The following is a 12,897-nucleotide window of genomic DNA, read 5'->3' on the forward strand; positions in this document are numbered from 1 at the left end:
TCCGCCTTTCTCCTTTCTCAGGTAAAATCGCGCTCGCCGGCATTGCGCCGCCCGCACCTGTTCCGCACCGCAGCGTCCGCAGCGCGCATAATGCCGCCGTACCCCGTGCAGCGGCACAGGTTGCCGGACAGCGCCTCCTCCACGTCGTCCCGGCTCGGAGCCGGGCACTGGTCAAGCAGGCCGACCAGAGAGACGGCCATTCCCGGCGTGCAATATCCGCATTGAAAGCCGCCTTCCTCGAGGAAGGCTTGCTGGACCGGATGCAGCCCGCCGTCGTCGCCGGCCAAACCTTCGATCGTCGTGACCGAGCGGCCCTCCACCTGATACGCCATCAGCAAGCAGGCATTCATCGGCTTGCCGTCCACCAGCACCATGCATGCGCCGCAGCGGCCGATTTCGCACGAAATCTTCGTGCCTGTCAGCCCGAGATCCTTGCGCAGCACATCCACCAAACGGCGTTCGGCGGCAACCGCCAGCTCCAAAGGCTTGCCGTTCAAGGTACAAGCCAGCCGGTTCACCTGTTCCGGTTGCGGCAGACTGCTCATCGCGCTCCCCCCTCTTCAAACGGATCGTCCGCCATAAGCTCTTCCGGGTTGATGGGGAGTGAAGTTACCCACTTGCCGACGGCGTCGCGGACGGCGGCGGCGATCGCCGGAGCTACGGCGACCGTACCGATTTCGCCGATCCCCCGCGGACCGTACGGATCGCCCTCCGGCAGCCCCTCGATTGCATCCAGCTGGAAGCCGGCGGGCGTATCCTTCACCGTTGGAATCAAATAAGCATCCAGATTGCGGGTCAAGTATTGCCCGCCCTCCATGACAGCGTCCTCCGTCAGCGCAAATCCGATGGCCATGTGGCTGCCGCCTTCAATCTGCCCGACATACCCCATCGGATTGACGACAGGTCCGGCCGCGACCGCATGGTACTGATCGGTCACCCGCACACGTCCGGTCAGCAGGTTCACCTCGACTTCGACGGCCACCGCCGTGTACGTATGCAAGAAATGCGCCCCCACCCGCTCATCCGGCGTCGTCGGAAAGTGAAACGCCGTCTCGCAGGCGATCGGCGTTTCCGTCCGTTCCGACAGCTCACGGTATCGGATGACCGGCTCCGCTTCGCCGCTTACCGCCGTTCGCCAGATGCCGCCCGGACCGGTCTTCAATAGATCGGTCGGAACGCCGGTCAGCCTGGAGGCCGCTTCGAGCAGCATTCCCGCGAACGGCGCCTCCATTCGCTGAAGCGCCTGCCACATCATGCTCGTCGCCCGCGAGGCGGTGCTGGAGCCGCTGTGCGGCACGCGGGCCGTATCGCCGATGACGAGCTCCAGATCTTCCTTGGCGCAGCCGAACCGCTCCGTCAGCATGATTTGCAAGGAAGCGAGCAGCCCTTGCCCGAATTCCTCGTAGCCGAATGCCGCTTCAATGCGGCCTTCGGCATTCAGGCGGAGGCGGCCGCCAGCCGGGTCCGGAAGACCGAAGCCAAGCCCGGAGCCGTGCATGGCGATGGCGGCGCCAATTCCCCTGCGCAGCCACTTCTCCCGGGTGCTGCCCGCCCGTCTTTCGCCCATAGCCGGCCACGCCTCGCGCTCTTCGCCCGCCTTCGACGATCCCGCGAGCTCTTCATTCGCGGCCGGCCACGCCGCCTGCTCTTCCCGCGCCTTCCTCCGCATCAGCTCGGAGCCGGCCACCGACGCCCACACCTGGCGGGCGCCGTCTGTCGCCACGATCCGCTGGCCGAACGGCCCGGGATCGTCCGCTTCCCGCAAGTTGCGGCTGCGCAGCTCCCACGGATCGATGCCCGCCGCTTCCGCCAGCCGGTCGAGCTGCCCCTCCATCGCGAAAATCACCTGATTGCCGCCGAAGCCGCGAAACTCGCCCGATACGCCGTTGTTCGTATACACGGACAAGCCTTCGATCGCGACGTTTGGAATCCGGTAAGGCCCCTGCGCGTGTTCCGTCGCGAAGTTCAAGACCGGTTCGCCCAGCGTGGCGTAAGCGCCGGTATCGGCCACGATGCGCATCTCATGGGCGAGCAGCTTGCCGTTCGCGTCCATTCCCGTGCGCATCGTCACGCTCATCGGATGACGCTTCAATCCGGCGCGAACCGATTCCATCCGCGATTGGTGCAGCTTGACCGGCCGGCCGCTCTTCAAAGCCAGCAGCGCCCCGTAGGGCTGCACGTTCAGTTCGTCCTTGCCGCCGAACGAGCCGCCGATCGGACTGGACACGACGCGAATGCTCGGCTCCGGCATCGCCAGAATACGCGACAGCTGAAACCGGTCTTTATAGCCGTGCTGCGTCGGCGCATAAACCGTAAGTCCTGCGCCGTCCGGCTCCGGGACGAACAATCCGCCTTCGGTTTCCATATAGACGTGCATTTGACGCGGGGTCCGGTACGTATTTTCCGTAACGAAAGCACAGGCCGCGAACGCCTGCGCGGCATTCCCCCGCTCATAATCGGTGCGATGCAGCACGTTCCCGTTCGGATGCAGCTTAGGCGCATCGGGCCGCAGCCCCGCTTCCGGGCTGTCGATGACCGGCAGCGGCTCGTAGACCACCTCGATCAGCGTCAGCGCATATTCGGCCAGCTCCTCGGTTTCAGCCGCAACCGCCGCCACGGCATCTCCGGCGAAACGCACGCGATCCTCGCACAACACCGGCTGATCGGGAACCGCGATACCAAACAGGTTCAAGCCCGGCACGTCGCGATGGGTAAGCACCGCATGAACCCCCGGCAGCCGCTGCGCCCGGCTCGTGTCGATGGACAAGATCCAGGCGTGCGGATAAGCGCTTCGCAAAATTTTGCCGTACAGCATGCCGGGCATGCCCATATCCGTCAAATACGCAAGCCGTCCGGTCACCTTATCCGGTCCGTCCGGGCGTATGTGCCAGCGTGTTCCTGCCATCGTTCTATCCAGTCTCATCCTGCCCCTCCTCTCTTTAGTCCCCCCGGCAGCCGGCGCGCTCCTCCAGGAACGCCGTCAGCAAATGGGCGGCTGCACGCTTGCGGTATGCCGCCGTAGCGAAAGCATCCGCCCCGCCGTCGAACCCTTCCATCACGGCTTGATGCACGCTGCGCCTCAAGTCCGCGCTCCATACGCTTCCTTCCAGCAGCGCCTCAGCCTCCGCCAGCCGGCAGGCGACCGCAGCGGCGCTGCCGGCGGCCAACCGTACGCCGCGCAGCCTGCCTGCCGCATCGAGCCGAAATTGTCCGGCTACCGTCACGACGGAAGGACAGAACCCTTCGCGCCGCCCGACTTTCTCGTAATAGCCGCAAGCCTCTTGGTCATCCGCCTTCCTGCTCCAGCGAACCTCCTTCAGCAGGCGCGTCTCCTTCGCGGAGCCTCCGACCGCACGCCGCTGCTCCAGCCAGGCGCCGACCGGCTCGGCCACCGACCCGCTGCCGTCGTACCATACCAGCTCTGCATCCGTCACGGCCAAAGCGGGCAGCGAATCGCCCGAGGCCGACATGACGTTGCCTCCGATCGTACCCAGGCGGCGAATGGAGGGAGCCGCGATACGGCGGCAGGCTTCCTTCAGCAAGGACGGAGCGTCCCCCCATCGCTGACAAGCGGCGAGCGTCACGCCCGCACCGATTCGAATCGCTGCCCCGCCCGCTTCGCATACCTGCAGTTCCGGTACCGATTCAAGGCTGATCAGATGCCCCGGCATGATCGCCGTCCCCGCTTCCCACTGCGTTCGCAGCAGCGTGCCGCCGGAGACGATCACGGCCTGCTCGCCCAGCGTCCTCTTCAACTGCCAAGCTTCCGCCAGCGTTCGCGGCTGCCACACCCGCTTCCGCATTTCCGGCAAGGGATATTCGCCAACAGCCATCCGCCTCACCTCGCTTTTCCAGACTCATCACGTTCACCTCTAGTGGCGCTGCTCCCGCAAATACGGAAGTCCGAGCGCTTCGGGGCCGCCCGAAGGCTTGCTGCGCGTTTTCCAGCCGACATACATCAGTACGCCGATGGTGATCAGGTACGGCATCATTTTCAGAAAATACGAAGGAATCGGGGTTCCCAGCAATTGAATGCGGAAGCCCAGGGCATCAAGCCCGCCGAATAAATAAGCGGCGAACAAAGCGCGAACCGGATTCCAACGGGCGAAAATAATGAGCGCCACCGCGATCCACCCGCGTCCGGCCGTCATCCCTTCCGTCCAGCTGGGCGAATACGCCAGGATCAAATACGAGCCGGCCAAGCCCATCAGCATCGAGCCGAGCACGACATACGTGTAGCGAAACAGCGCCACCGGAATGCCCATCACGTCCGCCGTCCCCGGACTATCGCCGACGGCGCGGAGATGCAGCCCCCAGGACGTACGGTAAATAAGCGTGTGCAGCGCGACGACGAGCACCAGGCTGAACCATACGATCCAGTCCTGATGCGCCAGCAGCCTGCCGGCGAACGGCACGGCTTCCAGCCACGGCAGATCGAGCTTCGGCACGGAGCCTGGAATCGGCTGGCCGCTGAACTTTTTGCCCAAGTAGGCGCTTAATCCGGTGCCGAACAGCGTAATGGCCAGACCGCTGACGGTTTGGTTCGCATGCAGCGTAACCGTCAATAAGGCGTGCAGCCCGCCCAACAGCGCCGTACCCAGCAGCGCCGACAGAAGCGCGAGCCCCAGGCTTTGGGTCGTGATATAAGTCATGCAGGAGAGCACGGCTCCCATCAGCATGATGCCTTCCGTACCGAGATGAATAATGCCCGCCCTCTCCGATAAAATCCCCCCGAGCGCGGCAAGCAGCAGCGGGGTCCCGGCGGAAATTGCCGCGATCAGCAAAGTAATCGTGAATTCCAACGTGAACAGCCCCCTTCGACCGCCGGTCGACTCCCGGCTCCTTATGCTTTATCGCTGCGGCTGCGGCGCAGCCGGTATTTTCCGAAGTGATCCCCGGCAATCAGAAAGAATAAGATCGCGCCCTGGAGCATCAGCGACATGGACGACGGCAGCCCGATCGTCTGCACGCTGTAGCCGCCGACAATCAGTGCGCCGAACAGCACGGACGACACAAGCAGGCCGGCCGGATTCAGCTTGGCGAGCCAAGCGACGATAATGGCCGTATACCCGTAACCGGGCGACAATCCGTACATCAGCCGGTGCGTCACCCCGGACACCTCGCTCATGCCCGCAAGTCCGGCCAGGCCGCCGCTGATCAGCATCACGACGATAATGTGACGGTTGACCGCGATCCCCGCGTACTTGGCCGCAGCCGGATTCGCGCCGAGCAAGCGAAGCTCGTAGCCCCAGCGCGTGTAGTTCATCCAGACCGCGTACAGAATGACCGCGACCAGACCATATACCAGCCCCAGGTGAAGCCGCGAGCCGCCCAGCGTCAGCAGCTGCTGCGCCGGCGGAAATTCCGCGGTGCCGGGGAAGTTCATCCCTTTCGGATCTTTCCAGGGACCGAACACGAAGAAATTCAGCAATAGAATCGCCACATAATTCAACATTAAAGAAGTAATCAGCTCGTTCACCCGGAACAGCGTACGAGGCAGGGCCGTCAGCAGCCCCCACAGCGCGCCCCCGGCCATCCCGGCGATCATCATGACGGGAATCGCCCAAAGCCCGCCGAGCTCCGGCCAATAAATCGTAACCGCCGTCGCGGAGATCGCACCGGCGATCAGCTGTCCTTCCGCTCCGATATTCCAAATCGAAATGCGGTAGGCGAACGAGACGCCGAGTCCGCATAACAGCAGCGGAATCGCTTTGACCATCGTTTCGCTGATGCCGTAGCTGGAGCCGAAGGCGCCTTGAAGCATTTTCAAATAAACGGCGATCGGGTTCATGCCGTTCAGCGCAATAAACAACCCGCAAAACACCAGCGCCAGCCCAACCGACACGATCGGCATCCACCATACGCCAGATGGAGCGGAGTTCAGCTCCAGGCGAAATTTAGGCTTGTCGGCGCCCCCGGCTTCCGCCGTCTGCGCCTTTGCTCCCCAAGCTCCGGCTGAGGGTTCGGTACTCATATGGCTTCACCTCGCGATTCCGGTAAGCCGGCCATGGCGGAGCCGATATCGCCCCGGTCCAACGTCCCGGCTCGAAATTCGGCTTGAATCGTGCCGTTAAACAGCACGAGCACACGATCCGACAGCTTGATTACTTCGTCCAAATCCTCGGATATGAGCAGGATGCCCGTTCCGCCTTCGGCGAGCTCCCGAAGCATGCGATGCACCCCGTCAGCAGCCCCGACATCGAGACCCTGCGTCGGATGCACGGCAACGAGCAGCTTCGGCTTCTGCTCCGCTTCGCGGGCGAGCACAAGCTTCTGCTGGTTGCCTCCGGACAGCTGGCGCACCGGCGCGTCCAGACCGGGCGTCTTGACGTCGAACTTCCGCACCAGCTCCTCAGCCCACCTGCGGTTTCCCCCTTTTCGCAAGAAGCCGAAACGCGAACGGGCCGGGGTACGATACGACTTGAATAATAAATTATCCGTGACGCCGAGCGAGCCAGCTAAGCCGCTTTTCATCCGGTTCTCCGGAATATGGGCGACACCCAGCTCAATCAGCCTGCGCACGCTGGGCGTCTGCAGCTCCCGGCCGTCGTATACGACCGTACCCGACTGCCAGGGGCGCAGTCCCGTCAACGCTTCCGCCAGCTCCTTCTGCCCGTTGCCGGCAACCCCGGCGACGCCGACGATCTCGCCCTTGCCTACCTGCAGCGTAACGCCCTGCAGCGCCTGGCGACCATGATCCGCGTTCACCTGCAGCCGCTCCACCGCGAGAATCGCGCCAAGCGCCTCCCGCTGATCACGGATCGGCGACGGACCGGCATGATTCGCTGTTGCCGCCTCGATCGACCGCCCGACCATCAGCTGCGCCAGCTCCTGTTCCGACGTATCCGCCTTGGCGACAGATGCGATCATCTTTCCTTTGCGCATCATGGACATCACATCGGCAACCGCCATGACCTCCCTCAGCTTGTGGGTCGTAATCATGACCGTCTTGCCTTCCTGCTTCATCGACCTCAGCGTGCGGAACAGCTCTTCCGCTTCTCCCGGCGTCAACACGGAGGTCGGCTCGTCGAGGATGACGATGTCCGCCCCGCGGTATAACGTCTTCATAATTTCCACGCGCTGCTGCTCGCCGACGGACAGCTGCCAGACCGGCCGGTCCATCGGAACGCTCAGGCCGAATTTACGAGCCAGCTCTTCCAGCTCCCGCTGCTTGCTCCGCATCCAGCCTTTGCCTCGCCAAACGCTGCCGCGCTGGCCCAGTACAATATTCTCCGCTCCGGTCATCGCCGCCACCAGCCGAAAATGCTGGTGGACCATGCCGATCCCGAGCTTCATCGCGTCCTTCGGACCGCGAATGTGGACCGGCTTCCCGCCGATGCGAATCTCGCCTTCGTCCGCGCGGTACACGCCGGATAATATCGACATGATCGTGCTCTTGCCGGCCCCGTTCTCGCCGAGCAGCGCATGAATCTCGCCCCGCCGAACGGACAGGTCGACGCCGTCGCTTGCGGTTACCGGGCCGAACCGCTTTAGGATACCGGTCATTTCAAACGCATATTCCGTCATTCGAGTCAGCCTCTCTTCTTCACCCGGGGCCTTCGGCTAGCACAAATCCCTTCGCGGTTACGAAGGGATTTGCATCATGGGAAGCCCGTTTTATTTCGGGATCGTGCCTTCAACCCCTTTGACAAACCAGTTCGTGCTTAAAATATCCGCATCCGCCAGCGTCTTGCCTTCTTCCACCTTCACACTGCCCGCCGCATCGTAGATCGGCCCTTTGAATACGTCAAGCTCGCCGCTCATCACCTTGGCCTTGGCATCCTCGACCAGCTTCTTCACGTCGTCCGGCACGTTCTTGCCGAGCGGCGCCAAATCGACGATGCCGTCCTTCATGCTGCCCCAATATTGGCCGGGCTTCCATTTGCCCTCCATGACTTCCTTGACCACTTGCGTGTAGTAAGGGCCCCACTTCCATACCGGGGACGTGATGTACGCTTCCGGTGCGAACCGCGACATATCGGAATCGTTGCCGATGCCGAACGCACCGCGCTCTTGAGCCGCCTGCAGGCTGGCCGGAGAGTCCTGGTAAGCGGCGATGACGTCGGCGCCTTTGTCCAGCAAGCTGACGGCGGCTTGCCGCTCCGTCGCCGGATCGTACCAGGTGTTGCTCCACACGACGTTGACTTTCGCGTCCGGATTGACGCTTTGCGCACCCAGCGTGAACGCGTTGATGTTATAAATGACTTCCGGAATCGGGAACGCGCCGACGTAACCGATCACGTTCTTTTTCGTCATTTTACCGGCGGAGATGCCTGCCAAATAGCTGGCCTGATAATTGCGTCCGAAATAGGTGCCCATATTGTCGGCCGTTTTGTAGCCGGATGCGTGCATGAAGATAACCTTCGGAAACTTCTTGGCGACATTCAGCGTGTATTCCATGTAACCGAAGCTTGTTGTAAAAATGAGGTCGTGGTTTTGCGCCAGCTCCGTGATCACCCGCTCGGCATCGGCGCTTTCCGGTACGTTCTCGACGAAATCAGCCTTGATGCCCAGCTCCTTCTCCATCTGCAAACGCCCTTGGTCGTGCTCGTACGTCCAACCGCCGTCACCTGGAGGTCCGATGTAGACGAATGCGACGCGCGGTGCCTTTGTCTCTGTCGGCTTCGCCGCCGTATCCGCAGGCTTCGGATCAGTCGTCCCTGTCGCAGCCGGTTTCGCACTTTCTTGCGAACAACCGGCCACCCCCACAATCATGGCCAAAATCAACATCAATGCCGCCGTCCATACCTGAGTCAGTCTCATTGCGCTCTCCTCCGCATACATGATTTAGATCATTTCGTTTACTTGGGCACCATCGTTGTCTTTGAAGTAATTTCACTATAAGTCAGCGGCATATATACGTCAATTAATATGACATTATTTTGTTTTTTGTGCTAAAAAGATGAGCTGTTTTTGTGAAATAATCACCTTTATCGGTATATACATAACATATAGTTGACACAACATGGAGCTTTCTCGTATATTCGCCGTCCTATGTAGTCCTCCCTGCGCCCAAACCCGCTCAGCCGGACCCGTCTCGCGCAAATAGCGGAGCTTTCATTCGAAAATAACGGAACCACGATGCGCGATTCGCCAAAACCTCGCAGCTCGGCCCCTCCAGCACAACGATGCCCCTTACATTTCCGCTATTTACTTCCACCTCTCCTTCCAGCCCCTTCACCGACTTATCCGCCGCGCACGTAACGTTCAATGAAAAGCTCCACTTCAAGCGGCGTGTCCAAATCCGTGAACCACGCCGCTTCCCCCTCCAGCAGTTTCCCCCGCAGCCGCGAGCCCGTCAGCAGCTTGCGCGCCCCCTCGTCCCCTGCCAAACGGCGCAGCGTGTCAAATACGGACGCTGCGAACAGCACCGGCGGCCGCGCCTCTCCCCGATCCGCCCAGGCTGCGAATTCAAGCGACGGATCGGCCCTGTATGCCGCCAACAGCCGGTCGATCATGTCCGCGCGCAGCAGCGGCTGATCCGCCAGCAGGACAACAACCGCATCATACGGACCGTTGTCGGCCGCAGCCGACAAGCCCGTTCGAATCGAGAGCGCCATTCCGAGCTCCGCCTCGGGCGCGGGAATGAGGAAGCAGCGTTCACCCGCGGCCTCCCCCTCTGCAAAAGGATACCAGTCCGGCCGCTCCCCTGAACGCGTAACAACGAAGATATCATCCAACCCGGATTGAGCCGCCTCCCGCAGCGCCATACCGCCAAGCGGACCCTTATCCCCGAGCGGAATGGACAGCTTGGGGACTCCCATTCGCCGGCTTTGACCGGCTGCCAAATACAGCCCCGCCGCCTTCAAGCGCACTTCCCCTTTCCCCGCGTATATCTGCCCGCCTGCGCACGGCAATCAACTCCGCCACGACGCTGACGGCGATCTCCTGCGGCCCGACCGCCCCGATGGCCAGCCCGATAGGCCAGTGCAGCCATGGCGGCGGGTTCATTCCTTCCAGCAACCGCCGGGTCCGCGCCTTCGAGCCGAGCACTCCGACGTAACGGGCAGCCCGCGGCCACAACGCCTGCAAGCATTGACGGTCGCGGCCCGGATGATGGCTCATCACCACAACGTAATCCGATTCGCTTACGCCGAGCCGCTCGACCGCCTCCACCGGCGAGCCGACGAACGTCCCACAGCCGGGAAAATGCCCCGGGCAGCAAAGCGATTCCCGCCAATCGGCCACGACGACGCGAAACCCGGACGCAGCAGCCAGCGCAGCGAGCGGCTCGGCATCCGCACCCGCGCCGAATATAAGCAAACGCGGCTTCGGTTCGCACAGCAAGCGGAAGCCATCGTCTTCCCAGCCTGTCGCCGCCTCCCCGGAACTTACCGCTTCCACTTCGTACTCCAGGCTCGCATCCAGCACTCCCGGCATTCCCCACATTTCCGGCCCCCTCGACTCTCCCGGCAGCCCCGGCATTCCCGATTCCTCGTGCCTGCCAAGCCCTTCCGGCGCGCCCGCCGCACCAGTGCCGCTCATGAATGCAGACCGGGCGGCCTTCGATTGCCGCCGCCGCACCAAGCAGCACGCTTCGCCGAGCCGCAATCGCGACAGCAGCTCGGTCAGCGCGTCGGCGAGCCTTCCTTCCACCGATTCCAGCAGCACCGTGATTTTTCCGCCGCAGCCGACCGTTTCTCCCCATGCCCAATCGTCGGCATCCCTCATGTCGTACTCAACCGTTTGCGGGGGACCGCCGGCCGCAATGTCCGGCACCCGTTCCATGACGTCGGCCTCCAGGCAGCCCGGACTGATCGCCCCGACACGGCGGCCGTCGGCATAAAGCAGCATCGAAGCGCCCTCCTTGCGGTAGGCATGACCCTCCACTCCGATGACTGTGGCCAGTACAGCATTCCCGCGCGTTTCGTCCCATGCGTCCAGCACCTCGTGGAACTCCATACCACCACCCCCTTTCAACTTATAAGACCGTTACTCCGAATCCCGCTCATCAAGCATGCGCCGGAACATAAACGCCAGCTTCAGCCTCAGCAAATCGTTCATTTTTTTGAAATCGGCCCCGAGGATTTCACCGATCTTCTCCAGCCGGTAGGCCACCGTGTTGCGATGCACGAACAAATGCTTCGCCGCCTCGTTCACCTGGCCGTCATGCTCCAGGAACGCTTCCAGCGTCCGCAGCATTTCGTGTGCGTAATCCGGGTCTTTGGCCAACAGCTCCGCCAGCACCTCTTGCCCGTACGTACGCATCTCGTTCGTCGGCACGTGGCGGAATACATAGGCCAGCTCCACCGATTCGAAGCGCACGACCTTGTCGGCGACGCCAAGCCGCTCCGCCAGCTCGAACGCCTCCGAGCACTCCATGTAAGCTTGCCGGAGAACAGCAGGCTTCGTTTTCTTATTGCTTACGGACATTCGAATTTGCGGCAAAATCCCTTTGTCCAACATACAGCCGAGCGCGCGGTTCATGATGTCCGGCAGCTTGCCGGAGCCTGCCCATTCGTCGCCCCGAAAAATCGAGAATACCCCGTTCCCCACCACGAAATGCACAACCTCCAGCTCGCGAAAAGCCGGGTTGTACTCCAGCTCCTCCCGAACGGCCTTGATGACCTCCCGGTGCGCCCCGTCCACCCCTGACATCACCTTCGTCAGCACACATTGATAGGAACCGCCCAGCACGCGAATACCCAGATCCTCCATCTGCGCCGTAAGCATCCCGACCGGCACGTCTTGACTCAAATAGCGGGCAAACATCCCGCCCAAATCGCGATTCAGCGAACGCTCCAGCTCATCGCGATAAATGCAGCTCAAGTGATGCGCGAGAATTTCCGCCGTTTGCACGAACAGCCCCTCTTCTTCCTTCATAAGCGCCACCTCATGCCGGCCGAAGACCGCGTACCCGATACATTCCCGTTTGTACTCGACGGGAACGCGGTACATTTCGCCTCCTCCCGCCCGCAAGCGCCTGACCTCTTCGCGCCAAGGCCAACCTTCCAGCAGCTGCTTATCGCCGTACGACGTCGCATTGTAAATCAAATGGCCGCGCGAGCTCACCACGGCGAACGGCGTCTCTACAATCGCCTGCACTTGTTCAAAAAACATCGAATCCGACTGCGCGCCCAGCGCAAATTGCATCAGCTTCTTTTGCTTTTCCAGCAATCTTTGAAGCGATCGCGTATTTCGCTCCAGCTCCGCATGAAACAACCCGTTCATCTGATCGGAAAAGGTGAACTGATACGGCAGCTCGATCAGCGGAAATCCGAGCCGGTCCGCCTCCTCCACAATCGACTGGGGCACATTCGTCCAAAAACGGCCGAGCTTGATGCCCAGCCCCGCAGAGCCTCTCGCATGGAGCTTGCGCAGCAAATCGATCGCTTCTTCAGGCCGGTCCTTCATCACGTAAGCCGTCGTGAACAGCATCTCTCCGTCTTTGATCCATTCCGTAATATCCGGCGCATCCATCACATTGACCGATTTCACGATGCGTGCGGCCCCATCCCTCCCGGCGATCAAACGCCCTTCCGACAGCGGGTATACCGATAACGCCTGTTCGACCGTCATATTCATAGAACCCACCCTCCGCGCCAAAAAAACGCAAAATATAACATTATATGTTATATTAATATTTGTTTATGTAATAATATATAACACTAAATACAATTTTATGTAAACCGTCAAATCGATAAATTTTCATAAATTGGGCTGCCGATGTTGCCTCCTTTACACCCGCACCTAATCTCTGACCCTCCAATAAATCCAGTAAAACCTAGTATTTCAGCATTTCGCAATCCAATGATCCGAACCGTCCCCTAACGAGAGAACGCTGGAAACATCCGAAATTGAACGGCCATGTTCAACAATTTGCAATTATTTATGTTATGTTTGTGTGATATATTAATTGAAAAAACCTTATTTTTTGTTTTTGTTGTTATGATTATT

At 61.0% G+C, this 12,897-nt stretch carries 10 protein-coding genes; all 10 read right to left on the bottom strand.

Translation table 11 applies throughout. The annotated features are described in order from the left end of the window. Positions 1–17: 17 nt before the first annotated feature. The 10 genes from ACZ439_RS08560 to ACZ439_RS08605 all read right to left on the bottom strand — a co-directional run bounded on the left by ACZ439_RS08560 (position 18) and on the right by ACZ439_RS08605 (position 12,525). Positions 18–545 carry a (2Fe-2S)-binding protein gene (locus tag ACZ439_RS08560; RefSeq protein ID WP_054799823.1) on the bottom strand — a complete coding sequence of 176 codons (528 nt, stop codon included), beginning with the start codon at positions 543–545 and terminating at the stop codon, positions 18–20. Next, on the bottom strand, positions 542–2,923 hold the full coding sequence (pucD, locus tag ACZ439_RS08565) for a xanthine dehydrogenase subunit D (protein ID WP_464620881.1): 2,382 nt from the start codon (positions 2,921–2,923) through the stop codon (positions 542–544). The genes ACZ439_RS08560 and pucD overlap by 4 nt, the downstream gene beginning before the upstream one ends. 16 nt (positions 2,924–2,939) lie before the next feature. Next, entirely contained in the window at positions 2,940–3,833 is an 894-nt protein-coding gene (locus tag ACZ439_RS08570; RefSeq protein WP_054799743.1) for an FAD binding domain-containing protein, read from the bottom strand. 39 nt (positions 3,834–3,872) lie between these two features. Continuing rightward, the gene (locus ACZ439_RS08575; protein WP_054799742.1) at positions 3,873–4,802 is read right to left on the bottom strand and encodes an ABC transporter permease; all 930 of its coding nucleotides are present in this window, start codon (positions 4,800–4,802) and stop codon (positions 3,873–3,875) included. 41 nt (positions 4,803–4,843) lie between these two features. After that, the gene (locus ACZ439_RS08580; RefSeq protein ID WP_054797203.1) at positions 4,844–5,974 is read right to left on the bottom strand and encodes an ABC transporter permease; all 1,131 of its coding nucleotides are present in this window, start codon (positions 5,972–5,974) and stop codon (positions 4,844–4,846) included. Beyond that, positions 5,971–7,527 (bottom strand): ABC transporter ATP-binding protein, encoded by a 1,557-nt coding sequence (locus ACZ439_RS08585; protein ID WP_464620882.1) that lies wholly within the window; start codon positions 7,525–7,527, stop codon positions 5,971–5,973. The genes ACZ439_RS08580 and ACZ439_RS08585 overlap by 4 nt, the downstream gene beginning before the upstream one ends. A gap of 90 nt (positions 7,528–7,617) precedes the next feature. Continuing rightward, complete coding sequence (locus ACZ439_RS08590; protein ID WP_054799741.1) at positions 7,618–8,763, bottom strand: BMP family ABC transporter substrate-binding protein; 1,146 nt, start codon at positions 8,761–8,763, stop codon at positions 7,618–7,620. Between the two features lie 422 nt (positions 8,764–9,185). Next, positions 9,186–9,788, bottom strand: a complete 603-nt coding sequence (locus ACZ439_RS08595) for a nucleotidyltransferase family protein (protein ID WP_464620883.1) — start codon at positions 9,786–9,788, stop codon at positions 9,186–9,188. Next, positions 9,727–10,902 carry an XdhC family protein gene (locus ACZ439_RS08600; protein ID WP_054797200.1) on the bottom strand — a complete coding sequence of 392 codons (1,176 nt, stop codon included), beginning with the start codon at positions 10,900–10,902 and terminating at the stop codon, positions 9,727–9,729. The genes ACZ439_RS08595 and ACZ439_RS08600 overlap by 62 nt, the downstream gene beginning before the upstream one ends. Positions 10,903–10,932: 30 nt before the next feature. Next, on the bottom strand, positions 10,933–12,525 hold the full coding sequence (locus ACZ439_RS08605; RefSeq protein ID WP_464620884.1) for a PucR family transcriptional regulator: 1,593 nt from the start codon (positions 12,523–12,525) through the stop codon (positions 10,933–10,935). Positions 12,526–12,897 lie beyond the last annotated feature (372 nt).

The organism is Paenibacillus sp. JCM 9796, from assembly GCF_055379675.1.